This is a genomic window from Streptomyces sp. NBC_00250, assembly GCF_036192275.1.
Taxonomy (GTDB): Bacteria; Actinomycetota; Actinomycetes; order Streptomycetales; family Streptomycetaceae; genus Streptomyces.
On sequence record NZ_CP108088.1, the window covers coordinates 6133400 to 6159579 of the forward strand.

Here is a 26180-nt window from a genome sequence, read left to right on the forward strand (position 1 = left end):
GCGGCGACGCCCGGTGCGGCGGATAGCATGCGCGTGTAGCGACCGACGAGGCGAGGAGGCCCAGGGCCATGGCCGGAGAGCCGCAGAGCGACTGCCTGTTCTGCAAGATCGTGGCGGGGGAAGTACCCGCGACGATCGTGCGCGAGACGGAGACGACGCTCGCGTTCCGCGACATCAACCCGCAGGCGCCCACCCACGTCCTCGTGATCCCGCGCCTCCACTACCCGGACGCCGCCTCCCTGGCCACCGCCGCGCCGACCGTCGCCGCCGACATACTGCGCGAGGCCGGTGAGATCGCCGCCCAGGAGAAGGTCGACGGCAGCGGCTTCAGGATCGTCCTCAACACCGGCGCGGGCGCGGGCCAGACCGTTTTCCACGCCCACGCGCACGTGCTGGGCGGCCGCGGCCTCAACTGGCCCCCCGGCTAGACCCGCATCGGACCGGATCGGACATGTCCGTACGAGAACTCGTCGTGCTCGGGACCGCCAGCCAGGTCCCGACCCGGCACCGCAACCACAACGGCTATCTGCTGCGCTGGGACGGACAGGGCATCCTCTTCGATCCCGGTGAGGGCACCCAGCGGCAGATGCTGCGGGCCGGGGTCGCCGCCCACGACATCGACCGGATCTGCGTCACGCACTTCCACGGCGACCACTCGCTCGGCCTGGCCGGGGTGATCCAGCGGATCAACCTCGACCAGGTCCCGCATCCGGTCACCGCGCACTACCCGGCGAGCGGACAGCACTTCTTCGAGCGGCTGCGGTACGCCACCGCCTACCGCGAGACGGTGAAGCTGGCCGAGGCGCCGGTGGCCGCCGACGGGCCGTTCGCCGTCACCGACGCGTACACCCTCGACGCGTGCAGGCTCTCGCACCCCGTCGAGTCGTACGGCTACCGGCTCACCGAACCCGACGGGCGCCGCATCCTGCCCGAGCGGCTCGCCGCCCACGGCATCAAGGGGCCCGACGTCGGCCGGATCCAGCGCGAGGGCGTGCTGAACGGGGTGACGGTGGAGGACGTCAGCGAGGTCCGGCGCGGGCAGCGGTTCGCGTTCGTCATGGACACCCGGCTCTGCGACGGCGTGCACGCGCTCGCCGACGGCGCCGACATGCTCGTCATCGAATCGACCTTCCTCGACGAGGACGTCCGCCTCGCCACCGACCACGGCCATCTGACGGCCGGACAGGCCGCCGGCGTCGCCCGGGACGCGGGCGTACGGCATCTCGTCCTGACCCACTTCTCGCAGCGCTACTCCGACCCCGCCGAGTTCGAGCGGCAGGCGCGGGCGGCGGGGTTCGACGGCGAACTGAGCATTGCCCAGGACCTCATGAGGGTCCCCGTACCGAAGAGATAGACCCGGAAACACCATGCCCCTTCCCAAGGCCGAACTGCACCTCCACATCGAAGGCACCCTCGAACCCGAGCTGGCCTTCGCGCTCGCCGCGCGCAACGGCGTCACCCTGCCGTACGCGGACACCGCCGCGCTGCGCGAGGCGTACCGGTTCAGCGACCTCCAGTCCTTCCTGGACCTCTACTACGGCCTGATGGCAGTCCTGCGCACCGCCGAGGACTTCACCGAACTCACCGACGCCTATCTGGAACGGGCCGCCGCCCAGGGCGTCCGGCACGCCGAGATCTTCTTCGACCCGCAGGCGCACACCGCCCGCGGCGTCCCGATCGGCACCGTCATCGAGGGCCTCAGCGCCTCCCTCGAACGCTCCGAGGAGCGGTACGGGATCTCCACCCGGCTCATCATGTGCTTCCTGCGCGACGAGTCGGCGGAGTCGGCACTCGCCACCCTGGACGCCGCGAAGCCCCATCTGGACCGGATCACCGGCGTCGGCCTCGACTCGGCGGAGGTCGGGCATCCGCCGGCCAAGTTCCGTGAGGTGTACGAGGCCGCCGCGGCGCTCGGGCTGCGCCGGGTCGCGCACGCGGGGGAGGAGGGGCCGGCCGCGTACATCCGCGAGGCCCTGGACGTTCTCGGTGTGGAGCGGATCGACCACGGGCTGCGGTGCATGGAGGACCCGGAGCTGGTCGAGCGGCTCGTGCGGGAGCGGGTGCCGCTCACGCTGTGTCCGCTGTCCAACGTGCGGCTGCGGGCGATCGACGTGCTGGGTGATCATCCGCTGCCCGCGATGATGGCGGCGGGGCTGGTCGTCACCGTGAACTCCGATGATCCGGCGTACTTCGGCGGGTATGTGGGGGACAACTTCGACGGGGTGCGGGATGCGTTGGGGCTGACGCCGGAGCAGCTTCGGGCGTTGGCGCGGAACTCGTTCGAGGCGTCGTTCCTGGAGGACGACGAGGCGCGTCGGGCGCGCTACCTGGCCGAGGTCGAGGCGTACGAGTTCGGCGGCCCGGCGTAGCGCCTGCGGCGGGCTTCTTCCCCACCCCGCCCCTTCCCGTGACCGGGGGCTCTGCCCCCCGGAACCCCGCGCCTCAGACGCCGGCGAGGCTGAGATCTCCGCCTGGGCGGAAGTTCAGCCCGCCGCAGGCGCCCCCTCACCCCCGGTCGCTCGGCCTCGCCAGGCGGAAGGTCGACTTCACGAGGCGGCGGCGGCCCGCCGGGACCCGGATCGGGGCGATCTCCTGCTCCGGAGCGCCCATCTGCGGGACCGTCGGCGGTGTCGCCGCCGCCGTGCCCGCCAGGACCGCGCCCGCCGCGCCGCCCCTGCGCCGCACCGAGCCCGGTACCAGGGGGCGGCCCGAGACGTGGCGGGCCACCGCCGTCATCGGGATCGCGACCAGGACGAGCAGCGCGCACAGGACCACGCCCATGCCCGGGTACCCGGCGCCCTCCGACAGCAGGCTGCCCGTGAGGGGGCCGCAGGCCACGCCCAGGGAGGACGCCGCGCCGACCAGGACCGCCCAGCGGCCGCGGGGGTCGAGGGAGGCGGCCAGGCCCAGCAGGTAGGAGAGGACCACCGGGTAGCAGGCGTTCCACAGGATCTCGCCCGTCGCGAAGGAGGTGAGGTCCTCAGCCGCCGAGCTGAGCAGTACGCAGCCCGCGATGAGGACGGTGCCTCCGCCGATCGGTACCGCCCGGCCCAGGCGGGAGCCGAGCGCGCCCGCCGCCGTGACCCCGGCGAGTCCCGCGCCGAGCGCCGCCGCGAAGACCGCGCCGACGGTGACCTCGGAGAGTCCGGCCTGCGTGAGGCCGATGCGGCCGCTCACGCCCCACAGCGCGTTCTGCGAGAGGGACCAGAGGAGGATTCCGGCCGCGAGCACGGCTCCTGCCCGGCGGTGGGGGAGCGGGCCGGTCGGAGCGGGTTCGCGGGGCTCGCGGTTCGTGCCCGGCAGCCGGGCCGTCAGCGGCCACACGAGGGCCGCCGCGCAGGCGATCGCGAGCAGCGGCGGGGCGTGGCCGCCGGCCAGGTGCGGGAGGGTCAGATAGAGGGCGCCCGCGGTGGCCGAGACCGAGAGCAGGCCGAGGGTGGAGGCCCGGTGCGGGTCGCGCTGTCCGGCGATCCCCGCCGCGGCCACCGCCGTCGCCGTGCCCGAGCCGACTCCGCCGAGGACCGCGCCCGCGACGACCAGGGGCACGATGCCGGTCGCGGCGGCGGTGCCGTATCCGACCGTCATCGCGAGCAGTCCCGCGCGGGCCGCCCGGCGCGGACCGATCCGCTCCCCGCGGGCGGCGAGCGTGAAGCCCGCGGAGGAGGAGCCGAGCAGCAGGACGGAGCCGACGAGGCCCGCCTGCGCGGGGGTGAGGCCGAGCCCTGCGGAGAGTCGGCCGACGACGGTCGGCAGCAGGTACGGGGCGAGGTAACCGGCCGTGAAGAGGGCGACGAGGGCGACGAGGGCCCCCGGGACGCGCGGGCGCGACGACATGGGCGTTCCAGGGACTGAACAGGGAAATGAGATGGGCGCCCGGTGATCCACGGGTCACGGCACCATGTGTATCAAGCATCCGAGTGAGCGGAGAAGGCGGTATCCCCCGATTCGGTCCGTGATACGGGTCACAATCGGTTTGGGGTCGGGTGGACTGGGTATCGCGCGACGTGCGTGTTGCGTCACCGCCGTCTCCCGAGCCCCATCGGGCACACTGTCCAGATCGGCACCACGGTGCCGATCCACCCGCACCACGACCGGGGAGTCCGCCGTGACCACAGCAAGGGGAGACCAGTCGCAACAGGACGCCGGGGTCGACCCGTTGGTGTGCCTGCGCGAGCCCACCGACCCCGCCTGCGACGTCTTCCTGACCGGCACGGTCTTCCTCGACATCATCTTCACCGGCCTCGACAGCGCCCCCGTCCGGGGCACCGAGTCCTGGGCCCGCGGCATGGGCTCCAGCCCCGGCGGCGTCGCCAACATGGCCACCGCCCTCGCCCGGCTGGGGCTCCGCACCTCCCTCGCCGCCGCCTTCGGCGACGACCACTACGGCGAGTACTGCTGGGACGCCCTCGAACAGGGCGAGGGGATCGATCTGTCGCTCTCCCGCACCGTCCCCGGCTGGCACTCCCCGGTCACGGTCTCCATGGCCTACGAGGGCGAGCGCACGATGGTCTCCCACGGCCACGAGGCCCCGCCGCTCGACGGCGCGCTGCCCGCCTACCCGCCGCACGCGCGGGCGGCCGTCGCCTCCCTCGTCCCCGGCCGCAGCGAGGACTGGGTCGCCCAGGCCGCCGGCGGCGGCGCCAAGGTCTTCGCCGACGTCGGCTGGGACGACACCGGCCGCTGGGACCTGGCGGGCCTCACCGACCTCGCGCACTGCGAGGCCTTCCTGCCCAACGCCGCCGAGGCGATGCGCTACACCCGCACCGACTGCCCCCGGGCCGCCGCCCGCGCCCTCGCCGACAAGGTCCGCTACGCCGTCGTCACCCTCGGTTCCGAGGGCGCCTACGCCGTCGACGGCGCCACCGGCGAGACCGCCGAGGTCCCCGCCATCCAGGTCTCCGCCCTCGACCCGACCGGCGCCGGGGACGTCTTCGTCGCCGGTTTCGTCACCGGCACCCTCGCCGACTGGCCGCTCGCCGACCGGCTCGCCTTCGCCGGGCTCACCGCCGCCCTCTCCGTCCAGGAGTTCGGCGGCTCCCTGTCCGCCCCCACCTGGGGCGAGATCGCCGCCTGGTGGCAGCACGTCCAGGGCCACGCCTGCCAGGACCCCGAGGCCCTGCGCGCCCGCTACGCCTTCCTGGAGCGGCTCCTGCCGGCCCCCGCGCGCGCGTGGCCGCTGCGCCGGGCGGTGCCGACGATCGGCTTCCGCGCCGCCCACTCCTGAGCCGCCGCGGCCCCCTCCGTAAACCGCTACGGGCTTGTCGGTGCCAAGTCGTAGGCTTGGTAGCCCAGAGGTTGTCGAGCAGCGAGAACCCTGCAACGGGAGGTATGTGCAGGCCACAGTGCCGGCCCATGACTCAGACACCCACAGCCCACAACGGTTCGCCCCAGGACGGGACGCCCGGTCAGGCCCGCGCCCACTTCACCGTCCCCGCCAAGCACCCGATGGTCACCCTGCTCGGCTCCGGTGACGCGCTGCTCCGTGTGATCGAGCGGTCGTTCCCGCAGGCGGACATCCATGTCCGGGGCAACCAGGTCAGCGCGGTCGGTGACGCGGCGGAAGTCGCTCTGATCCAGCGCCTGTTCGACGAGATGATGCTGGTGCTCCGCACCGGTCAGCCGATGACGGAGGACGCAGTGGAACGCTCGATCGCCATGCTCAGGGCGAGCGAGAACGGTTCGGAGGGCGGCGAGGAGACTCCCGCCGAGGTGCTCACGCAGAACATCCTCTCCAACCGCGGTCGCACCATCCGTCCCAAGACCCTCAACCAGAAGCGGTACGTCGACGCGATCGACAAGCACACGATCGTCTTCGGCATCGGTCCCGCGGGCACCGGAAAGACCTATCTGGCCATGGCGAAGGCGGTCCAGGCCCTGCAGTCCAAGCAGGTCACCCGGATCATCCTGACCCGCCCGGCCGTCGAGGCCGGCGAGCGCCTCGGCTTCCTGCCCGGCACCCTCTACGAGAAGATCGACCCCTACCTGCGCCCGCTCTACGACGCGCTGCACGACATGCTCGACCCCGACTCGATCCCCAAGCTCATGGCGAGCGGGACGATCGAGGTCGCGCCCCTGGCGTACATGCGCGGCCGGACGCTGAACGACGCGTTCATCATCCTGGACGAGGCACAGAACACGAACCCCGAGCAGATGAAGATGTTCCTCACCCGCCTCGGCTTCGACTCGAAGATCGTCATCACCGGTGACGTCACCCAGGTCGACCTGCCGAACGGGACGAAGAGCGGTCTGCGACAGGTCCGCGACATCCTGGACGGGGTCCAGGACGTCCACTTCTCGACGCTCACGTCGCAGGATGTCGTCCGGCACAAGCTCGTCGGCCGTATCGTCGACGCGTACGAGCTGTACGACAGCCGCAACGGCCGCAACGGGAAGTAGTTCCAGCACCATGTCGATCGACGTCAACAACGAGTCCGGTACCGAGGTCGACGAGCAGGCGATCCTCGACATCGCCCGCTACGCGCTCGCGCGCATGCGCATCCACCCGCTTTCCGAGCTCTCGGTGATCGTCGTGGACGCGGAGGCGATGGAGCAGCTCCACATCCAGTGGATGGACCTGCCGGGCCCGACGGACGTCATGTCCTTCCCGATGGACGAGCTGCGCCCGCCGGCGAAGGACGACGAGGAGCCCCCGCAGGGGCTCCTCGGCGACATCGTGCTCTGCCCCGAGGTCGCCACCCAGCAGGGCAAGGACGCGCCGACGGAGCACTCCATGGACGAGGAGCTCCAGCTGCTCACCGTCCACGGCGTGCTCCACCTCCTCGGGTACGACCACGAGGAGCCCGACGAGAAGGCCGAGATGTTCGGCCTCCAGGCGGCGATCGTCGACGGCTGGCGCGCGGAGAAGGGCCTCACCGGCCCGTCCCCGGCGCCGACCGTCTCCTGACCCCGATGGACGTTTCGCTGATCCTCGGCGCGGTGGCCCTGGTCGTCGTGGCCTGGCTCGCCGCCTGCGCCGAGGCCGGTCTCGCGCGCGTCACCAGCTTCCGCGCCGCCGAGGCCGTACGGTCCGGCCGGCGCGGGGCCGAGAAGCTCGCCCAGGTCGCCTCCGACCCGACCCGCTATCTCAACGTGGCGCTGCTCGTCCGTGTCGCCTGCGAGATGGCGGCCGGCGTCCTCGTCACGTACGCCTGCCTCGAAGCCTTCCCGGAGACCTGGGAGGCGCTGCTCGTCGCCATGGGCGTGATGGTCCTCGTGTCGTACGTGGCCGTCGGCGTCTCACCGCGCACGATCGGCCGCCAGCACCCGCTGAACACGGCGACGGCCGCCGCGTACGTACTGCTGCCGCTGGCCCGCATCATGGGGCCGATCCCGCAGCTGCTCATCCTCATCGGCAACGCGCTGACGCCCGGCAAGGGCTTCCGCAAGGGCCCGTTCGCCTCCGAGGCGGAGCTGCGGGCCATGGTGGACCTCGCCGAGCAGGAGTCGCTGATCGAGGACGACGAGCGCCGGATGGTGCACTCCGTCTTCGAGCTGGGCGACACGCTCGTACGGGAGGTCATGGTGCCCCGCACCGACCTCGTCTGCATCGAGCGGTACAAGACGATCCGTCAGGCCCTCACCCTCGCGCTGCGCTCCGGCTTCTCCCGGATCCCCGTCACCGGGGAGAACGAGGACGACATCGTCGGCATCGTGTATCTGAAGGACCTCGTCCGCAAGACGCACATCAACCGCGAGTCCGAGTCGGACCTCGTGTCGACCGCGATGCGGGCCGCCGCCTTCGTGCCCGACACCAAGAACGCGGGTGACCTGCTGCGCGAGATGCAGCAGGAGCGCAACCACGTCGCCGTCGTCATCGACGAGTACGGCGGCACGGCCGGCATCGTCACCATCGAGGACATCCTGGAGGAGATCGTCGGCGAGATCACCGACGAGTACGACCGGGAGCTTCCGCCGGTCCAGGACCTCGGCGAGGGCATCCACCGGGTCACCGCGCGCCTCGACATCGGCGACCTCGGCGAGCTGTACGGTCTGGGGCCCGACGAGTACGACGACGAGGACGTGGAGACCGTCGGCGGTCTGCTCGCGAAGGCGCTCGGCAGGGTTCCGATCGCGGGCGCGAAGGCGGTCGTGGAGCTGCCGGACGGGCGTTCGCTGCGGCTCACGGCCGAGTCCCCGGCCGGCCGGCGGAACAAGATCGTCACCGTTCTCGTCGAACCGCTGGAACCGGAGGAGAGCACGGAATGACCCCCGACGAGCTGCGCGTCTTCTGCCTGGACTTCAACGACGCGACGGAGGAGTTCCCGTTCGGGCCCGACGTCTCCGTCTTCAAGGTCGCCGGGAAGCTGTTCGCGCTCTCGTGGCTCGAATCCGAGCCGCTGCGGGTCAACCTCAAGTGTGATCCGGACGAGGCGGTACGGCTCCGCGAGGAGCATCCGGCGGTCGCCCCCGGCTATCACATGAACAAGCGGCACTGGAACACGGTGACCGTGGGAGAGCTCCCGGACCGGATGGTCCGGGAGCTCGTCGAGGACTCGTACGACCTGGTGGTCGCGGGTCTGCCGAAGGCCGTACGGCTCCGCCTCGACAGGCCGTAGCTCTCCACGCGGCCTGGGTTCAGGACTTGCGCCGCAGGCCGAGGGCGACCAGGGCCGCCGTGCCGAGGACGATGGCCGCGTCCAGGACCAGGACCGTGCGGACGCCCCCGAACAGATCACCGCCCGTGGTGGCGAGCACGCCGAGCAGCGGGATGCCGATGGTGAGGCCGACCTGCTGGGTGGTGGTGACCAGGCCGGTCGCCAGGCCCTGCTCCTCGTCCGGGACACCGGAGGTGACGGTCAGTCCGTACGAGATGATCGCGCCGAGGTGGCACATCGAGGCCAGCGAGACCGCGACGGTCGCCAGGACCACGCCCGACTCCTCGCCCAGACCGAGCAGCGCGGCCGTCAGCACGCCCTGCCCGGCCAGCGAGCCGACCAGGGTGGCACGGGCGCCGATCCGGCCGATCACCTTCGGCGCGAGCAGGCCGGCCACGACCGACATCACGCCCTGTACACCGAAGATCAGTCCGGTCGCGAAGGCCGACAGGTCCAGCGTCTCCTGCAGGTACAGGGTGAGGACGAAGACGACGGTCGACATCATCGAGAAGGTGATCAGGCCGCCCAGGTTGCCGAAGGCGACCGTGCGGCGGCGCAGCATCGGCAGCGAGACCAGCGGGGCCGGGTGCCGGGACTCGACCCGCACGAACACCGCGAGCAGCACGATGCCCGCGACCAGGGTGAACAGCACGTCCGTGCCGCCGAAGCCCCGCTCGGCCGCCGTCGACAGGGAGTAGATCAGGGCGAGCAGACCACCGGTGACGGTCACCGCGCCGGGCACGTCGAGCCGGGGCCGCTCGGGGGTGCGGGACTCGGGGAGCAGGCCGGGGGCCAGCGGCAGCACGATCACGGCGAACAGGGTGAGCAGACCCATGGTGGAGCGCCAGCCGAGGGTGTCCGTCATGACACCGCCGAGGAGCATGCCGACGGTGAAGCCGAGCGAGAGCAGGGTGCCGGAGATGCCGAGCGCCTTGTCGCGCAGCGGCCCCTCGGGGAACGTCGTCGTCAGCAGGGACATGCCGGTGGGCACGATCGCGGCGGCGCCGATGCCCTGGAGGGCGCGCCCGGTGAGGAAGGCGGCCGGGTTCCAGGCGAAGGTGGCGAGCAGCGAGGCCAGGCCGAAGAGGGCGAGTCCGGCGAGGAACAGCTTCTTGCGTCCGTAGAGGTCGCCGACGCGGCCGAAGAGGAGCAGGAAGCCGCCGGAGGGCAGTGCGAAGGCGGTGACGGCCCACTGGAGGGCGGACTGGCCGAGGCCGAGGTCGGCGCCGAGGACGGGCAGCGCCACGTTCAGCACGGAGAAGTCGAGCGCGACCATGAACTGGGCGGCGCACAGCACGAAGAGGATGAGCCGGGTGCGGCCGGTGAGCTTCGGGGGAGCGGCGGGGGCGAGGTCGTCCGTGGGCGGAGAGGTCAGGGTTGCCATGTCCCCACCTTCGGCGTCCGGGAACAAGGGTGGGGAGCGGGTACTTATCCTGTTGGTCGCACCACCAGGCACCACCGCCAGGCACCACCACGCATCCAGGGGGAGGAAGCACACGTGGCCACCGCTCTCGAGAGCACCACGACGAAGCAGCACCGACTGGGCGAGCTGCGCGAGTTCCTGATGAGCCGTCGGGCCAGGGTGAGCCCCGCGGAGGCGGGCCTTCCGGACGGTGGCGCGCGCCGCCGGACACCGGGGCTGCGCCGGGAGGAGGTCGCGGTCCTCGCGGGCGTCGGCGTCTCCTGGTACCAGTGGCTGGAGCAGGGCCGGGACATCACGGTCTCGCCGCAGGTGCTCGACTCGGTGGCGCGGGTGCTGCGGCTGAGCCCGGCGGAGCGGCGTCACCTCTACGTCCTGGCGGCGCTGAACCCGCCGGCGCCGGAGACGGCCCCGGAGGACCGGGACATGTGCGACGGGCTGCGGCGGCTCATCGAGGCGTGGATGCCGTTTCCCGCGCACATCATGGACGCGTACTGGAACACCGTCCTGTACAACGACGCGGCGGCGATCGTGCTCGGGATGGGCCCCGACATCGCGCAGAACTGCCTGGTCACCTTCTTCACCGACCCGCTGTACCGCACCCGCATGACCCATTGGGAGGAGATCGCGCCCCGGGTCGTCGCCCAGTTCCGTTCGGCGTGCTCGGAGAGCCCCGAGGACGAGGGTTTCCGGCAGGTCGTCGAGGAGGTCAAGGAGCTGAGCCCGGAGTTCGCGGAGCTGTGGGAGCGGCGGGACGTGATCCCCGGCGGCCAGAACCGCAAGGAGCTGGAGCACCCGCTGGTCGGCACGCTGTACGTCGAGGCGACCCAGCTCAGGGTCCCGGCCCGCCCGGACCTGGTGATCGTGCTCCACACCCCGCTTCCGGAGGCCGGCACGGCGGAGAAGCTGGAGTGGCTGGTGTCGCCGGAGGGCCGCCGGGGGGCGATGTACCCGGTCGCGGGCTGAGTGCTCGGACGCGGTGGCCCGGCCCGGGGCCGGTCGCGGGCCGAGCCCTCGGACGTCGCGGGCCGACCCGGGGCCGGTCGCGGGCCGAGTCCCGGGGCGGACCTATGCTCAGGGGCATGACACTCAGCAGCGAGCACGGCGACCTCGGCGCCGAGGACCTCAAGATCATCACCCTGGCGCGCAGCGCCCGCGCCCGTAACGGTGTGCCCGAGGGGGCCGCCGTACGGGACGAGACCGGTCGTACGTACGTGGCGGGGACCGTGGAGCTGGAGTCGCTCAAGCTGAGCGCGCTGCGGACCGCGGTCGCGATGGCCGTGGCCAGCGGCGCCCGGTCCCTGGAGGCGGCGGCCGTCGTGTCGAGCGCCGAGTCCGCGTCGGACGAGGACCGCGCGGCGGTACGGGACCTCGGCGGCCCGGAGACCCCGGTCCTGCTGGCCGGCCCGGACGGACAGCTGCGCGTGGCGGTCACGGCGGGCTGAGCGACTCGGCCGCCGCGCGCGCGAGCGGCGAGAACGGGACATCGAGGGCCCGGCGCACACGCGCCGGGCCCTTGCGCGTCACGGCGTTTGTGTGTTTGTGAAGGATCACCGCATCTTCTCTTGCCTTCCCATGCGGTCTGCGTCTCAATGAACAGCGGTTCGCCCGACGGACCGTCAGATCTCCATCATCCACGCAGTGTCCGCACCCCTGCGTTCGCCATCGGAAGGGGTTCGAACTCGCCATGAGAAGCAGAAGCACCTTAGGGACCGTCGCGGTCATCGCCGGAGGACTCGCCGCCGCCTCGCTCGCCTTCGCGCCGACGGCCGCCGCCGTCTCGCCGGGGTCGGCCACGGCGACGTACGACTGCGGTTCGTGGGGCGGCGGCAGCGCCACCCTCGTCGCGACGCAGAACGGCACGGCCGCGACCATCACCCTCACCTCGTCCGTGACGACGCCGATCCCGGTCGGCGCCGACCAGATCAACGCCACGCTGACGCTGGCCAAGGCCGGTGGCGGCACACGGGTCTTCAGCGGCAAGAAGAACCCGGCGCTCCCCGTGGGTCCCGTGACCATCGGCCCCCTCAGCGGGACCGTGGCCTCCGGCGACAGCCTCAACTCGTACTTCGCGGGTGTCGCCCTCAAGATGGTGATCTTCGGGGTCACGGTGAACTGTGACGCGTTGACCTCGCAGTCGCCCGGCCCGTTCGTCTTCAGCTGAGCCCCGCACCAACCGGACCGGTGTCGCCCTGGGCGGCACCGGTCTCCGTCGTGTTCCGGCACCTGGAAGGGGTGGCTGACCTGGGGAAACGCCTTGGATTCGAGGATCTTGACAGTATCTGATGGGTCATCAGTCGATGTCTTTCGCTTGCATTGACTTCTCTCCGCCCGCAGCCGTCAATGGCGCCCACTCATCCCTCAGGAGGGGGCACACCCATGGCACTCACCCGATCCCGGGCGGCGGCCCGAAGACGGCGCTGGACCGCCGTCCTCGGCGCCACCGCCCTCGCGGTCGCAGGAGGCGCGCTCGCGGCCCCGGCCGGCGCGACGACCACCTCCCAGCCGGTGGAATTCCAGACCCGCTGCGTCCCGCCGCCGATCGCCGGCATCCCGCCCATCACGGGCACCACCACCGCCGAGATCACCGTCGACAAGGCCAGCCCCAAGGTCGGCGACACGGTCACGGTGACGTACACGATCACCAAGCCCGCCGCGTCCAACCCGGTCGACCTCGCACTCCCGGCCGACATCATGACGCCCAGCGGCAAGGTCACCCTCGGCGGCGCCCAGAGCGGCGCGGTCACCGTCAACGGCCCCAAGAAGAACCCGCCGGTCCCCGGCAAGGGCTCCTTCCCGGCCTTCTCGATGACCGGCACCTTCACCGTCACCCAGGCCGGGTCGATCACCCTCTCGCCCGGCGACTACAACATCCACACCAGCTACCTCATGGAGCTGGACACCCCCTGTACGGTGCTCGACCCGCCCGCCCCGGTCTCCGAGACGGTCGTCGCGAGCCCCGTGACCAACCCCAACACCCGCGCGCTGTCGCTCGACACCGCGTCCGGCGACCCGGGCGTCCGGGTGACCGTCAACGGTTCCAAGTTCACCCCGCTCACCGACGTCACCGTCGTCGGCCGCGCCGGGGCGGCGGAGACCGCCGACAAGATGACCGTCACGACCGACAGCGAGGGCTCCTTCGCCGCCCGTCTGAAGGTCAACGACGTGGCGACCACCGGGATCGTGGCCTACGAGGGTGCGGCCTGGGACCCCGACAAGGGAGCGGGACCCGCCGCGTACAAGGTCGTCGTACCGGCCCCGCCGAACAGCCAGACGATCACCGCGGCCGTCACCGCCGGCGAGCTGTCCATGACCCAGGCCGGGGACGCCGTCGAGCTGTCGTCCGTCGACTTCGGTCAGGGCGGCGCGGCGACCGGCGCCCTCAAGACGGTGACGGTCAAGGACTTCCGCGGCGGCCCCGCGGGCTGGTCCCTCACCGGCAAGGTCACCGACTTCACCGGCACCGGCGGCTCCATCGGCGCCGGGAACCTCAGCTGGAGCCCGGCCTGCACCGCCAAGGCCGGCAGTCCCAGCGCCTGCGCGGCCGGCTCGTCCGGTCCGGTCGGCAGCGGCGGCGCGACCCTCGCGTCCACGCCGAACGGCGCCCTCACGGGCGGCGAGTTCACGATCGACGCGGGGCTCTCCCTCGACGTCCCGGCCTTCACGGCGCCGGGCTCGTACGCGGGCGTGCTGACGCTCACCCTGTCCTGACCACCGTGCGGGCCGGGCGCGCACCCGGCCGGCCCGCTCCGCACCCCGGGGGTTTCCGACTCGTGCGCACGCTGTACGTACTTCTCCTGAGCGCCCTGCTCCTGCTCCTGGGCCTCGCCCCGCACGCCCAGGCCGCCGAGAACGGCGAGTGGGCCGTCTATCCGGCCGCCGCCCAGCTGGGCAGCCGCCCCTACTTCTTCCTCACCGCCGACCCCGGCTCCACGGTCACCGACCGGGTCACCGTCGCCAACAAGACGGCCGCCCCGCTGACCTTCCGGCTCTACGGCGCCGACGCCTACAACACCGACCGGGACGGCGGCTTCGCCGTCCGCACCCAGCGCGAGAAGCAGACCGGCGCCGGTGCCTGGATCAAGCCCGAGCGGACCCGGATCACCGTCCCGGCCCGCTCCGCCGTCACCGTCCGGTACACGCTGGCCGTCCCCGCCGACGCCGATCCCGGCGACCACCCCGGGGCCCTCGTCGCCCTCGACGAGCGGATCAGCCCCGGCGGGAAGGGCTCCGTCGCCATGGGCGTCCAGCGCGCCGTCGCCGCCCGTCTCTACCTGCGGGTCAACGGGCCGACCGTCCCCGCCCTCGCCGTCGAGGACGTCACGCTCGACCAGGACCGGCCGCTGGTCCCCGGCGCCGGTTCGAGCAGCGCGGTCGTCTCGTACACGCTGCACAACCGGGGCAACGTGACCCTCAACCCCAAGGTCGCCCTCCGCGCGGAGGGCCTCTTCGGCCGCACCCTCCTCGACCGCGACCTGGCCAAGGTGCCCTCCGAGCTGCTGCCCCGGCAGAAGATCCGGCTCACCGAGCGCTGGACCGGCTCCCCGCAGCTCGACTGGGGTGACGTGACCCTCACCGCCACCGCGAAGGACGTGCGGGAGACCGGCACGGTGTCCTTCCTCGCCCTGCCCTGGCTCGCCGCCGCGACCCTGGTCGTGGGGGGTGCCGCGGGCCTTTTCGGCCTGCGGATCCGCAGGCGCCGGACGGTCCGTACGGAGCCGAGTGCGTACGTGAGTACGTGAGGCGGGCGCTCATCGGGGACAATGGCCCCCATGAGCGCTCGCAACCAAGAAACCGAAGCCGTCCACCGGGCCGGCTTCGCCTGCTTCGTCGGCCGCCCCAACGCGGGCAAGTCCACCCTTACGAACGCTCTGGTCGGCCAGAAGGTGGCCATCACCTCGAACCGGCCGCAGACCACCCGGCACACCGTCCGCGGCATCGTGCACCGCCCCGAGGCGCAGCTGATCCTGGTGGACACCCCCGGCCTCCACAAGCCGCGCACCCTCCTCGGCGAGCGGCTCAACGACGTCGTGCGCACCACCTGGGCCGAGGTCGACGTGATCGGCTTCTGCCTGCCCGCCGACCAGAAGCTCGGCCCCGGTGACAAGTTCATCGCCAAGGAACTCGCCGGGATCAAGAAGACCCCCAAGGTCGCGATCATCACCAAGACCGACCTGGTCGACTCCAAGACCCTCGCCGAGCAGCTGATCGCCGTCGACCAGCTCGGCAAGGAGCTGGGCTTCGAGTGGGCGCAGATCGTGCCGGTCTCGGCCGTCGGCAACAAGCAGGTCCAGCTCGTCGCCGACCTGCTGATCCCGCTGCTCCCGGAGTCCCCGCCGCTCTACCCGGAGGGCGACCTCACGGACGAGCCGGAGCAGGTCATGGTCGCGGAGCTGATCCGCGAGGCCGCGCTCGAAGGCGTACGGGACGAGCTGCCGCACTCCATCGCCGTGGTCGTCGAGGAGATGATCCCGCGCGAGAACCGCCCGGCGGACCGGCCGCTGCTCGACATCCACGCCAACGTGTACATCGAGCGCCCCAGCCAGAAGGGCATCATCATCGGCCCGAAGGGCAGCCGCCTCAAGGAGGTCGGCATGAAGTCCCGCAAGCACATCGAGGCGCTGCTCGGCACCCCGGTCTTCCTCGACCTCCACGTCAAGGTCGCGAAGGACTGGCAGCGCGACCCGAAGCAGCTGCGCAAGCTGGGCTTCTAGAGCGATCCGCACCCGTCGACTTCCCGGTCACCGCGTGCCAGCATGGCGCGGTGACAAAGATCGTCAAGGGGGGAAACCTGCCGGTCCCCGGGCAGGTGTGGCGGATCGCGGTCGTCCGGCGGGCCGGCGGCGACGGGGTGCCGGAGGTCGACGCCTCGGCCCTGCTGCTCGACGCCTCGGGCAGGGTCAGGGGCGACGGTGACCTGGTCTTCTACAACCAGCCCGCGCACGCGTCCGGCGCGGTGCGCCTGACCGGGCAGGCGCGGGACGAGGAGCAGCGGGTCGCCGACTGGCTGGAGATCGACACCGCGCTCGTGGAGCCCGCCGTCCAGCGCATCGTGATCACCGCCTCCTCCGACGAGGGGACGTTCGGCCAGGTGCCAGGGCTCCACATCCGGACGATCAGCGCCGGCACCGGCGAGCAGCTGGCGCTGTACGAGGTCGACGACGCGAGCACCGAGACGGCGTTCGTCCTCGGCGAGTTCTACCGGCGCGACGGGGCGTGGAAGTTCCGCGCCGTGGGCCAGGGGTGGGACTCCGGCCTCGTCGGCCTCGCCGAGGATTTCGGCATCGTGGGCGGGGACCCGGAGCCCGCCCCCGACGACGAGCCCGTGCACGACGGCGGGCCCGACCCGATCGACGAGCCCGTCTCCGTCGGCGCCTCTCCGGAGGCCATCCCCGAGGAGCTCCTCGCCAAGGTCCGGGAGGCCGAGGCCGAGGCCGCCCTCGTACGGACACCGCCGCAGGTCCCCGCACAGCGTCTCCCGCGGACCGGCCCGCGGTCGGACGCCGAGCTGTTCGGCGGGGACTTCCCGGACTTCGTCCGCAGCGGCGAGGGCAAGGCCGACATCACCGTCGACGTGCCGATCCCGGCCGGTTACGTCGTCGTCGAATCGACCCGGAAGGGCGACGGCTACTTCGCCGTGCACAGCATCGGCGAGAAGGGCGAAAGCGACGCCCTGCTCGCGAACACGCTGCTGAAGGACCAGGGGGCCCGTCGGGTCCTGCGGTACGACGGCAAGGCCCCGCTGCGCCTGCGCGTGAGCGCCTACGGCGAGTCGTGGACGGTCGCCGTCCGTCCGGTGAGCACCGTGGAGGTCCTCGACGGCATTGCCGAGGGGCGGGGCTCCGACGTGCTGCTGTACACGGGCCCGGCCGGCCTGCTCTCCTCCCGGCTCCGCACGAGGCTCGGCTTCGAGTGGTTCAACGTGCACGGCTACGAGCCGGACGGCCGCGATCACCTGCTCGCCAACGAGGCGAGCAGGTTCCCCCGGGAGACGCGTCCCCTGCCCGAGGGGCCCCTGCTCGTGCAGCTCGTCAGCGCCGACGGGGACTGGTCCCTGAAGGTCCGGCCGCCGAAGGAGAGCAGGTTCTGGCGGCGCGCCTCCCGCTGAGGCCTACGCGCCCTCCTTGAGGACCCTCGTGACGAGGGTCCTCTGCGCCTCCGAGAGGCGGGGGTCGCAGCAGCGGACGGTGACGCCGTCGATCGTGATCTCGTAGGAGAAGCCGTCCGGGACGCCCCGGACGTCGCCGTCACCGTCGGCGAGGACGACGGCGGCCAGAGACTCCCACTCGGCGTCCGTGACCACCACCTCCGCCGACCGCTCGATGCCCGCGAAACCGCCCGTGCGCCGCACTCGAATCCGCATGGGACCTGTGTACCAGCCGGATCAGTCGGTCGGTACGCCCACCGCCGACCAGGCCTTCAGGACGGCCTGGATCTCCTCGCCGTCGCCGTACCGCGACCGCGCCGCCGCCACCGTGGCCGCCGCGAACTCGGAGAAGCGGGCCTCGGGGGTGAGCGTCCCGCCGGTCATCACGTCGTACCAGATCTGCCCGGCGCGATCCCAGGCGTTCCCGCCGAGTTCGGTCGCGGCCAGGTAGAAGGCGTGGTTGGGGATGCCGGAGTTGATGTGGACGCCGCCGTTGTCGCGGCCGGTGCGGACGTAGTCGTCCATGTGGCCGGGCTGCGGGTCCTTGCCGAGGACGTCGTCGTCGTACGCGGTGCCCGGGGCCTTCATGGAGCGCAGGGCCGTCCCCTCCACGTTCGGGTGGAAGAGGCCCTCGCCGATGAGCCAGTCGGCGGCGTCGGCGGACTGGCCGAGCGCGTACTGCTTCACGAGGGAGCCGAAGACGTCGGAGACGGACTCGTTGAGGGCGCCGGACTGGCTGAAGTACTCCAGGTTCGCCGAGTACTGGGTGAATCCGTGGGCCAGCTCGTGGCCGATGACGTCGACGGGGAGGGTGAAGTCGAGGAAGATCTCGTCGTCGCCGTCGCCGAACACCATCTGCTCGCCGTTCCAGAAGGCGTTGCCGTAGTTCTCGTCGTAGTGGACGGAGGCGAGCAGCGGCAGTCCGGCGCCGTCGATCGAGTTGTGCCCGAAGGCGTTCAGGAAGAGGTCGAAGGTGGCGCCCAGACCGGCGTACGCCCGGTTGACGGTGGCGTCCCCGGTCGCCGCGTCGCCCTCGCCGCGGACCTTGGCGCCGGGCAGGTCGGTGCCGCGCTCGCAGTCGTAGATCGTGCGGTGCGGCTTGCCGGCCTCGGCGGGACCGAGCGTGGGGGCGGTGCCGGGCAGCGGCAGGATCCGGAACGTACGGGCCGAGGCGTCCGCGACGAGGGTGCGGCGCGCGGCGGCGGCGACGGCCGGGTTCGAGGAGTGCGCCAGGTGCTCCAGGAGGTGCGGGGGGACGATCGAGCAGAAGGCAGGCGTCTGGGGAGTCATCCTCGCAATGTGGCACTGCGTGAGCCCACTGTCACGGGATGAGACGAGGATTGGCGAAATGGAGTGATGCGTCACTGTTCGGCCTTGACGCGGACGCCGTCCCGCATACTGATACGGGGCGTCCGTCTCCGGCGTCCCTGGGCTAGGCTGCGGCACATCATGCGTTTCGGGCTGCTTCTCCTTAGCTGCCGCGGCGAGGGCCTGTAGTCGTAGGCCGACCCCCTCCCCGCGGGACCTGGTGTTGCGTTCGACAGTCGGCCGTCCCTCCCGTAGGACCCGAGGAGCCCAACGCACATGTCCCAGTCTCCGTTCGTCAGCCGCCCCACGCCGGTCACCAACGCGACGCAGCTGCAGAAGCCGTCCGGGATGCCGATCCACAAGTACGGCCAGTACGAGCAGGTACGGATCCCCGACCGCACCTGGCCCGAGCAGCGGATCACCAAGGCCCCGCGCTGGCTGTCCACCGACCTGCGCGACGGCAACCAGGCCCTGATCGACCCGATGTCCCCGGCCCGCAAGCGCGAGATGTTCGACCTGCTGGTGCGCATGGGCTACAAGGAGATCGAGGTCGGATTCCCGTCCTCCGGCGAGACCGACTTCGCGTTCGTGCGCTCCATCATCGAAGAGGGCGCGATCCCGGACGACGTCACCATCTCCGTACTGACCCAGGCCCGCGAGGACCTGATCGAGCGGACCGTGGAGTCCCTGGTCGGCGCGAAGCGCGCCACCGTCCACCTGTACAACGCCACCGCGCCCACCTTCCGCCGGGTCGTCTTCCGCGGCTCGAAGGAGCAGATCAAGCAGATCGCCGTGGACGGCACCCGCCTGGTCATGGAGTACGCGGAGAAGCTGCTCGACGAGCGCACCACCTTCGGCTACCAGTACAGCCCCGAGATCTTCACCGACACCGAGCTGGACTTCGCCCTGGAGGTCTGCGAGGCGGTCTGTGACGTCTGGCAGCCGGGCCCGGGCCGCGAGATCATCCTGAACCTGCCCGCCACCGTGGAGCGCTCGACGCCGTCCACGCACGCGGACCGCTTCGAGTGGATGTCCCGGAACCTGACCCGCCGCGAGCACATCTGCGTATCGGTCCACCCGCACAACGACCGCGGCACCGCCGTGGCGGCGGCCGAGCTGGCGATCATGGCCGGCGCCGACCGCATCGAGGGCTGCCTGTTCGGGCAGGGCGAGCGCACCGGCAACGTCGACCTGGTCACCCTGGGCATGAACCTGTTCAGCCAGGGCGTCGACCCGCAGATCGACTTCTCGCAGATCGACGAGATCCGCCGCACCTCCGAGTACTGCAACCAGATGGAGGTCCACCCGCGCCACCCCTACGCGGGCGACCTGGTCTACACCGCCTTCTCCGGCTCCCACCAGGACGCCATCAAGAAGGGCTTCGACGCCATGGAGGCCGACGCGGCCGCCCAGGGCAAGACCGTCGATGACATCGAGTGGGCGGTGCCGTACCTGCCGATCGACCCGAAGGACGTCGGCCGCTCCTACGAGGCCGTCATCCGGGTCAACTCGCAGTCCGGCAAGGGCGGCATCGCGTACGTCCTGAAGAACGACCACAAGCTGGACCTGCCCCGCCGGATGCAGATCGAGTTCTCGAAGATCATCCAGCAGAAGACGGACACCGAGGGCGGCGAGGTCACGCCGGCCGCGATCTGGTCGGTCTTCCAGGACGAGTACCTGCCCAACCCGGACAACGCCTGGGGGCGCATCCAGCTGCGCTCCGGTCAGACGACCTCCGACACCGACGGCACGGACACGCTGACCGTCGAGGCGATCGTCGACGGCGCCGAGACCGTCCTGTCCGGCTCCGGCAACGGCCCGATCTCCGCCTTCTTCGCCGCGCTGCAGGGCGTCGGCGTGGACGCCCGCCTGCTGGACTACCAGGAGCACACGATGAGCGAGGGAGCCTCCGCGCAGGCCGCCTCGTACATCGAGTGCGCCATCGACGGCCAGGTCCTGTGGGGCATCGGCATCGACGCCAACACGACCCGCGCCTCCCTGAAGGCGGTCATCTCGGCGGTCAACCGCTCCGCCCGCTGACCCGCTCCGCACCGGACCGCCCCGCCCCCTTCCGAGGGGGCGGGGCGGTCTCGTATGTGAGCTGCGTCACGGTTTCAGGTTCGCTTAAGGAAGATCATCACGCCATGTCGGAATCAGTGGCATATCAGGTGAGTTGACGGCACATCGGGGAATGGCGGATGGTCCACTCGTCCCCTCGGACACACCCCCCACGCGCCCCCTTCGTCACCTCCCTGACCTGGAGTTTCGCATGCGCACGACCGCTGCCGTGGCCGCCGTTCTCGCGGTGACCGGTGCCGCCATCGGCTGGGCCCCCGTCGCCTCCGCCGCCGAGTCCGCCACCACCACCGAGTGCGTGACGCAGCCGCTCGGCACGGCCGGTCTCTACGCCGAGTTCGTCGAGAAGAACTCCACCCGCCACTCGGACTCCGAGGGCGCGGTCGCGGTCGGCGGTGACGCCACCTTCGGCGACCCGAAGCAGCCCTCCGGCTTCTCCATCGGTCACAAGCTCACCGGCGCCGACCTCGCCAAGCTGCCCGGCGGCCACAGCCTCGTCGTCGGCGGCACGCTCTACGCGAACCAGGTCGTCCTCGACAACGGCACGGGCATCGCCGGCAAGGTCGTCGACCGCTCCACCCCGGGCGCGGGCTTCGGCGTCGACGGCGACAAGGTCGCGACGGGCGCCTCCCCGGTCGACTTCGGCAAGGAGTTCGCCGAACTGCGCGCGCTGTCCACCGGCTGGGCGGGCGTCAAGCCCAACGGCACGGTCTCCGCGGACCCGAGCGGGCAGGGCGTCTTCCTCACCGGCACCGACGCGAAGCTGAACGTCTTCGCCGTGAACGCCTCCGACCTGGAGAAGGCCGGCGCGATATCCCTCAAGGTCCCGGCCGGCTCCTCCACCCTCGTGAACGTCCTCGGCGACTCGTACGACATGCACGCGAAGCCGACCTACGGCGTGTGGATCTGGGACGAGCAGGCCAACGGCTTCGTCCAGGACGACTACGCCTCCGGCAGCGACGCCTTCAAGCAGGTCCGCTCCCGGCTGCTGTGGAACTTCCCGCAGGCCGAGACGGTCAAGAAGAACTACTCCTCCTGGCCCGGCACCATCCTGGCCCCCAACGCCGCCGTCTCCATGGGCAGCGCGACCTACGGCCCCGGCCACGTCAACGGCTCCGTCATCGCCGAGTCGCTCGACACGGTCCCCGGCGCCGAGACCCACCAGATGAACTTCACCGGCTGCCTCCCGAAGGAGACCACGCCGGGCCCGGTCGTCACCCCGGAGCCCCCGACGCCGACCGAGACCACCGTCCCCACCCCGTCGGCCACCCCCGACACCCCCGAGGCCACCCCCAGCGAGGGCGGCTCGACGCCCACGGCGACGGCGACGACCCCCGGCGGGTCCGCCTCCCCGTCCACCCCCGCCACCCCGGGGGAGGCCACCACCGCCCCGGCGGGCACCCCGACCCCGGCGCCGTCCGCCACCCCGGAGGGTGATCTCGCGACGACCGGTTCGGCCATCGGACCCGGTGCGATCGGCGCCGCCGTGGCCGCCGTCCTCGTCGGCGGAGGCTTCCTGGCCTTCGCAAAGCGCCGTCGCCGCGCCTCCTGAACGGTGACGTGTCTCGGCCATCTCCACGGTGAAGTCCTGACGGGGTGCTGACGCCACATCAAGGATGTGGCTAACATCACGCCAACGCCGGCAGTGCAGCCGGGCCGTTGAGGAGGTGCGTGTGCGGTCTGCCCGGAATTCACGTGGTGGGAAAGTGGGCGTCTGCGGAATCCGCACCTCCTGGAACACGGTCGGAGACGGCGAGTTCTTCTGCGAGGAGTGCGGAGGCGACCGCAATTACCGGCGCCGCACCGGCCGCCGCAGGTTCGCCGTCCTGGGCGTCCCGGTCCTGCCCCGGGGCTGTACGGGCCCCGTCGTCGAATGCGCGGCCTGTCACACGCACTTCGGCACGGAGGTGCTCGACCACCCGACGACCAGCCGTTTCTCGGCGATGCTGCGGGACGCCGTGCACACCGTCGCGCTCGCCGTGCTCGCGGCCGGCGGCACCGACTCGCGCGCGGTCCTCGACCGGGCCGTGAGCGCGGTGCGGTCCGCCGGCTTCGCCGAGTGCACGGCCGTCCAGCTCGTCGACCTCGTCGAGGCCCTGGAGGCCGACACCGGGCGCTTCATGCCCGAGGTGAACCCCGAGGGGGCGCTCCTCGCGATCGAGCTGCACGAGGCCCTGGAGCCGCTGACCCCGCACCTGGCACCCTCCGGGCGGGAGTCGATCCTGCTCCAGGCCGCCCGGATCGCCCTCGCCGACGGGGCCTACAGCCCGGCCGAGCGGGAGGTCCTGGGGACGGTCGGGAACGCGCTCGCGCTCGCTCCGGACGATGTCGTCAGGCTGCTCGCCTCGGCCAGGACCGTGGCGTAGGACGATCCGCTACGGCTCGATGTTCTGGTTCAGCCGGAACACGTTGTCGGGGTCGTACGCGCGCTTCACCGTCCGCAGCCGGTCGTAGTTCTGGCGGTAGTTGACCCGCACCCGGTCCTGGTCGTCGGTGTCCATGAAGTTGACGTACCCGCCCTCCTGGGTGTGCGGGCGCAGCGCCGTGTCGTAGGCGCGGGTCCAGGCGATGTTGTCGTCCGAGTCCGCCGGGTCGGTCCAGGTGCCGCCGAAGGAGTGCGAGAAGTCGGCGTCGCGGTAGGCGAACGCGGTGTCCTCCGGGCCCATGCGGTGGCAGGCGCCGTCGATCGGGAAGATCGCCGTGTCCGATTCGAGGGACGGCATCGTGGCGCCGTACTCCATGTGGGCCGCGATGGCGCCGTCGGAGAGCCCGCGGCTGAAGTTGCCCTTCCAGTAGTGGTAGAGCCCCGGCGGCAGCTGCTCGTCGAAGAGGGTGTTGATCACCGGGTACGGCATCCGCTCCATGAACCGGCCGATGACCGGACCCAGCCCGTCCAGGCGGGCGAGGACCTTCTCGTCCTCCGCCTCCGGGCCGCTGAAGCAGGTGAACGCGGCGCAGATCGGGCGGCCGTGCCAGCGTTCGGGAAGGAACGGTTCCTCCGGGCCGAGCGCGAGGACGAGGATCGAGTTCAGCTCCCAGGGCGCCACCGTGATCATCTCCTGCCAGGCCCGGGCCACGCCCCCGTCGAGCGGGTAGCAGCTCAGACCGCCGAAGACGTCCGTCACCGGGTGCAGCCGGTAGGCGAGGGAGACGGCGACCCCGAAGTTCCCGCCGCCGCCGCGCAGCGCCCAGAACAGGTCCGGGTGCCGCTCGTTGTCACAGGAGACCAGCGCGCCCTCGGCGGTCACCACGTCCGCCGCGATCAGGTTGTCGCAGCTCAGACCGTAGCGGCGGGCCAGGTGGCCCATGCCGCCGCCGAGCGTGAGGCCGCCGATCCCGGTCGTGGAGACCACCCCGCCGGTGGTGGCGAGCCCGAAGGCGTGGGTGGCGTGGTTGAAGTCGCCCCAGGTGGCGCCGCCCTCGGCCCGTGCGGTACGGGCCGCCGGGTCGACCCTGACCCCCCGCATCCGGGACAGGTCGACGACGAGGCCGTCGTCCACGGTGCCGAATCCGGCGACCGAGTGGGAGCCGCCGCGCACCGCCAGCGGGAGCTCGTGCTCCCGGGCGTACCGCACCGCCGCCATCACGTCGCCGGCGTCCACGGCGTGGACGACGACGGCCGGGCGGCGGTCGTGCAGGGCGTTGTAGACCCGGCGGGACTCGTCGTACGACGGGTCGTCGCGGGTCACGACGGTGCCGCGCACGGCACCGCGGAGCGTGTCGGGAGTGGTCTGGGGGCCGGTCGTGGTGGTCATGTCTCCGGTCTAGCCCGGTGGCCGCCCGGGACGCATCGCCGGAACCACCCATGTACCGGCGGCGGGCCCCCATGGGCCGTTCGGACCATGCCGCGTCACAGGAGGGAGTGCGCGTACGCGTAGGCCGTGGCCGAGGCGCGGGAGCCGACGCCCAGCTTGGCGAAGATGTTGTTCAGGTGCCGGGCGACCGTGTGCTCGCTGATCACCAGCTCACGGGCGATGTCCTTGTTCGTCCCGCCGGAGGCGACGAGCCGCAGCACCTGGGCCTCCCGCGCGGTGAGCCCGCCCGGCAGCCGCCGCCGTGACCCGCCGCTGACCAGCGCCGCCGCGCGCCGGGCGTCCGGTACGGCCCCGAGACGTTCGAAGACCGCCCGCGCGGTGCCCAGCTCCAGGCGGGCCGCCTCCTCGTCGCCGGCGGCCCGGTCGGCCGCCGCGAGCAGCATCCGCACCTGCGCGGCCTCGTACGGCACGCGCAGTTCCAGCCACCCGGCGAGCGCCCGGCGCAACGGGAGCAGGGCGTCGGGTCCCTTCTCGGCGAGGGCCACCGAGCCGAGGGCCGTGTCGGCCAGGGCACGCAGCAGCGGTACGTCTCCGTCCCCGGCGAGTGCGTCGAGCTCCTTCGCGGCACGCGCCGCTCCGGCCACGTCACGGACGGCGAGGGCCACCTCCGTACGGGCGGCGAGCAGCCGGGCCCGGCCCAGGACGTCGTGGTCGGGGTCGTTCCGGCAGGCCAGGGCCAGGTCGACGCCCGCCACCGCCGCCTCGGCCCGGCCCTGCGCGAGGCGGAGGAGGGCGAGGCCCGGCTGCGGGATCCGGCCCAGTTCGTGGGCGTGCCCGTACGAGACGGCGGCCGCTTCCAGGCGGCCCTGGCGCCGCTGGACGTCTCCGGCGGCGTAGTACGCGGCGGCGGCCGACTCCAGACAGTCCACCGGCACCTCGCGGCAGGCCTGCCGGGCCTCCGCCTCGGCGAGTGCCCAGGCCCCGAGGAGGTCGAGGACCTCGACGCGGTGGGCCCGGCAGACGCCCCGGAAGGGGTTCTCGCCGGAGGGGACGGTCATGGGGAGCGGGCCGGGGGTACGGGCGGCTGCCGTCGTGTCGTCGGCCGGCGGGTGGCCCGACCAGGGCGGGGCGCACCACTCCATCGCCGCGTTCGTCCACTCCACGGCCCGGGAGAGGTCGGCGGCCTCCATGCACTGGGTCAGGGCCAGGCAGTACAGCCAGCCCGTGACCATGCCGCTCAGTTCGCCCGCGACCACCGCGCACATGGCGTCGTCGAGGAGGGCGAGGCCCTCGGCCCTGCGGCCGGCCGCGAGGAGCACATGGGACTCGGCCTGGCGGCTGAGGGCGAGGAGGTCGGGGCTGCCGGAGGCGAGGGCGAGGGCGGTCATGCGGCGGGTCGCGGCGAGGGCGGCCTCGTGGTCGCCGTGTGCCTCGGCCTCCTCGGACGTCGTCCAGGCCAGGAAGCACTGCTCCGGGCAGTCCGGGAAGTCCTCCAGGTGGTGCCGGGCGCGGTGGAGCCAGCCGGCCGCCGCCGCGGGCCGCCCGAGGCTCGCGTACTCGTAGTGCAGCCACCAGGAGGTGAGTCCGGCGCCCCGGTGGTCGTCGGCCGCGAGATAGGCGGCGTGCGCGCGGAGCCGGGCGGTGACGGACTCGTCGACGTGCCCGGACCACCAGGCGGAGTCGGCGAGGACGGTGAGGTCGTCGGCGGTCAGGCCGCGCGATGGGTGCCGGTCGTGGTCGTGCAGCAGTTCGTACGCCTCTGCCCAGGACTCACGGGCGGCGGCGTCCCTGGCGCGTTCGACCGCGTCGGTCGTGGTGGGTGCGGACATGGCTCTCGCCCCTTCCCGGTCCTTTCAGGGTAGGACCGGGAAGGGGCGAGG

Annotated in this window: 24 protein-coding genes; 18 read left to right on the forward strand and 6 right to left on the reverse strand. The window is 72.1% G+C overall.

Annotated features, from left to right (window positions below; all coding sequences use genetic code 11):
* Positions 1-68: 68 nt before the first annotated feature.
* Genes OG259_RS27695 through OG259_RS27705 form a run of 3 tightly spaced genes read left to right on the forward strand, consistent with a single transcriptional unit; the run spans position 69 to position 2369 of the window.
* Entirely contained in the window at positions 69-428 is a 360-nt protein-coding gene (locus OG259_RS27695; RefSeq protein WP_328944714.1) for a histidine triad nucleotide-binding protein, read from the forward strand.
* Positions 429-451: 23 nt separating this feature from the next.
* The gene (locus tag OG259_RS27700; RefSeq protein ID WP_328944715.1) at positions 452-1354 is read left to right on the forward strand and encodes a ribonuclease Z; all 903 of its coding nucleotides are present in this window, start codon (positions 452-454) and stop codon (positions 1352-1354) included.
* 13 nt (positions 1355-1367) lie between these two features.
* Positions 1368-2369: an adenosine deaminase gene (locus tag OG259_RS27705; RefSeq protein ID WP_328944716.1), complete on the forward strand. Its 1002-nt coding sequence runs from the start codon at positions 1368-1370 to the stop codon at positions 2367-2369.
* 136 nt (positions 2370-2505) lie between these two features.
* Here the strand turns inward: OG259_RS27705 and OG259_RS27710 are convergent, their stop codons facing one another.
* Positions 2506-3834 carry an MFS transporter gene (locus OG259_RS27710; RefSeq protein ID WP_328944717.1) on the reverse strand — a complete coding sequence of 443 codons (1329 nt, stop codon included), beginning with the start codon at positions 3832-3834 and terminating at the stop codon, positions 2506-2508.
* A gap of 271 nt (positions 3835-4105) precedes the next feature.
* Here OG259_RS27710 and OG259_RS27715 point away from each other — a divergent pair, with 271 nt between their 5' ends.
* The 5 genes from OG259_RS27715 to OG259_RS27735 all read left to right on the forward strand — a co-directional run bounded on the left by OG259_RS27715 (position 4106) and on the right by OG259_RS27735 (position 8555).
* The gene (locus OG259_RS27715; RefSeq protein WP_328944718.1) at positions 4106-5224 is read left to right on the forward strand and encodes a carbohydrate kinase family protein; all 1119 of its coding nucleotides are present in this window, start codon (positions 4106-4108) and stop codon (positions 5222-5224) included.
* A gap of 128 nt (positions 5225-5352) precedes the next feature.
* Positions 5353-6396 carry a PhoH family protein gene (locus OG259_RS27720; protein WP_328944719.1) on the forward strand — a complete coding sequence of 348 codons (1044 nt, stop codon included), beginning with the start codon at positions 5353-5355 and terminating at the stop codon, positions 6394-6396.
* A 10-nt stretch (positions 6397-6406) separates the two neighbouring features.
* Entirely contained in the window at positions 6407-6904 is a 498-nt protein-coding gene (gene ybeY, locus OG259_RS27725) for an rRNA maturation RNase YbeY (RefSeq protein ID WP_250760877.1), read from the forward strand.
* 5 nt (positions 6905-6909) lie between these two features.
* Positions 6910-8205: a hemolysin family protein gene (locus OG259_RS27730; protein ID WP_328944720.1), complete on the forward strand. Its 1296-nt coding sequence runs from the start codon at positions 6910-6912 to the stop codon at positions 8203-8205.
* On the forward strand, positions 8202-8555 hold the full coding sequence (locus OG259_RS27735) for an MmcQ/YjbR family DNA-binding protein (RefSeq protein ID WP_328944721.1): 354 nt from the start codon (positions 8202-8204) through the stop codon (positions 8553-8555). Before OG259_RS27730 ends, OG259_RS27735 begins: the two co-directional genes overlap by 4 nt.
* A 19-nt stretch (positions 8556-8574) precedes the next feature.
* Here OG259_RS27735 and OG259_RS27740 read toward each other — a convergent pair whose 3' ends face one another.
* A complete protein-coding gene (locus OG259_RS27740) occupies positions 8575-9978 on the reverse strand; it encodes an MFS transporter (protein ID WP_328944722.1) in 1404 nt (467 codons plus the stop codon).
* Positions 9979-10158: 180 nt separating this feature from the next.
* Here OG259_RS27740 and OG259_RS27745 point away from each other — a divergent pair, with 180 nt between their 5' ends.
* The 7 genes from OG259_RS27745 to OG259_RS27775 all read left to right on the forward strand — a co-directional run bounded on the left by OG259_RS27745 (position 10159) and on the right by OG259_RS27775 (position 17122).
* The gene (locus OG259_RS27745) at positions 10159-10980 is read left to right on the forward strand and encodes a helix-turn-helix transcriptional regulator (RefSeq protein ID WP_443052143.1); all 822 of its coding nucleotides are present in this window, start codon (positions 10159-10161) and stop codon (positions 10978-10980) included.
* A 116-nt stretch (positions 10981-11096) separates the two neighbouring features.
* Positions 11097-11459, forward strand: a complete 363-nt coding sequence (locus OG259_RS27750) for a cytidine deaminase (RefSeq protein ID WP_328944724.1) — start codon at positions 11097-11099, stop codon at positions 11457-11459.
* A gap of 242 nt (positions 11460-11701) precedes the next feature.
* On the forward strand, positions 11702-12178 hold the full coding sequence (locus tag OG259_RS27755) for a hypothetical protein (RefSeq protein ID WP_266891734.1): 477 nt from the start codon (positions 11702-11704) through the stop codon (positions 12176-12178).
* A 215-nt stretch (positions 12179-12393) separates the two neighbouring features.
* On the forward strand, positions 12394-13725 hold the full coding sequence (locus OG259_RS27760; RefSeq protein WP_328944725.1) for a beta-xylosidase: 1332 nt from the start codon (positions 12394-12396) through the stop codon (positions 13723-13725).
* Positions 13726-13787: 62 nt separating this feature from the next.
* A complete protein-coding gene (locus OG259_RS27765; RefSeq protein ID WP_328944726.1) occupies positions 13788-14756 on the forward strand; it encodes a WxL protein peptidoglycan domain-containing protein in 969 nt (322 codons plus the stop codon).
* 21 nt (positions 14757-14777) lie between these two features.
* Positions 14778-15728 carry a GTPase Era gene (gene era / locus OG259_RS27770; protein WP_374115426.1) on the forward strand — a complete coding sequence of 317 codons (951 nt, stop codon included), beginning with the start codon at positions 14778-14780 and terminating at the stop codon, positions 15726-15728.
* 50 nt (positions 15729-15778) lie between these two features.
* The gene (locus tag OG259_RS27775) at positions 15779-17122 is read left to right on the forward strand and encodes a TerD family protein (protein WP_328944727.1); all 1344 of its coding nucleotides are present in this window, start codon (positions 15779-15781) and stop codon (positions 17120-17122) included.
* Between the two features lie 3 nt (positions 17123-17125).
* On the opposite strand, the gene OG259_RS27780 is transcribed toward OG259_RS27775, so the two are convergent.
* A complete protein-coding gene (locus tag OG259_RS27780; protein WP_328944728.1) occupies positions 17126-17377 on the reverse strand; it encodes a protealysin inhibitor emfourin in 252 nt (83 codons plus the stop codon).
* A gap of 21 nt (positions 17378-17398) precedes the next feature.
* Entirely contained in the window at positions 17399-18451 is a 1053-nt protein-coding gene (locus OG259_RS27785) for a M4 family metallopeptidase (protein WP_328944729.1), read from the reverse strand.
* 294 nt (positions 18452-18745) lie between these two features.
* Here OG259_RS27785 and leuA point away from each other — a divergent pair, with 294 nt between their 5' ends.
* The 3 genes from leuA (at position 18746) to OG259_RS27800 (ending at position 22911) form a co-directional block, all read left to right on the forward strand.
* A complete protein-coding gene (gene leuA / locus OG259_RS27790; protein WP_328944730.1) occupies positions 18746-20509 on the forward strand; it encodes a 2-isopropylmalate synthase in 1764 nt (587 codons plus the stop codon).
* Between the two features lie 229 nt (positions 20510-20738).
* Positions 20739-22097, forward strand: a complete 1359-nt coding sequence (locus OG259_RS27795; RefSeq protein WP_328944731.1) for a choice-of-anchor A family protein — start codon at positions 20739-20741, stop codon at positions 22095-22097.
* Positions 22098-22218: 121 nt separating this feature from the next.
* On the forward strand, positions 22219-22911 hold the full coding sequence (locus tag OG259_RS27800) for a TerB family tellurite resistance protein (protein WP_328944732.1): 693 nt from the start codon (positions 22219-22221) through the stop codon (positions 22909-22911).
* A gap of 9 nt (positions 22912-22920) precedes the next feature.
* On the opposite strand, the gene OG259_RS27805 is transcribed toward OG259_RS27800, so the two are convergent.
* Together OG259_RS27805 and OG259_RS27810 are read right to left on the reverse strand one after the other, a co-directional pair.
* Positions 22921-24300 carry an FAD-binding oxidoreductase gene (locus OG259_RS27805; RefSeq protein WP_328944733.1) on the reverse strand — a complete coding sequence of 460 codons (1380 nt, stop codon included), beginning with the start codon at positions 24298-24300 and terminating at the stop codon, positions 22921-22923.
* Positions 24301-24395: 95 nt separating this feature from the next.
* Positions 24396-26129 carry a LuxR C-terminal-related transcriptional regulator gene (locus OG259_RS27810; protein ID WP_328944734.1) on the reverse strand — a complete coding sequence of 578 codons (1734 nt, stop codon included), beginning with the start codon at positions 26127-26129 and terminating at the stop codon, positions 24396-24398.
* Positions 26130-26180 lie beyond the last annotated feature (51 nt).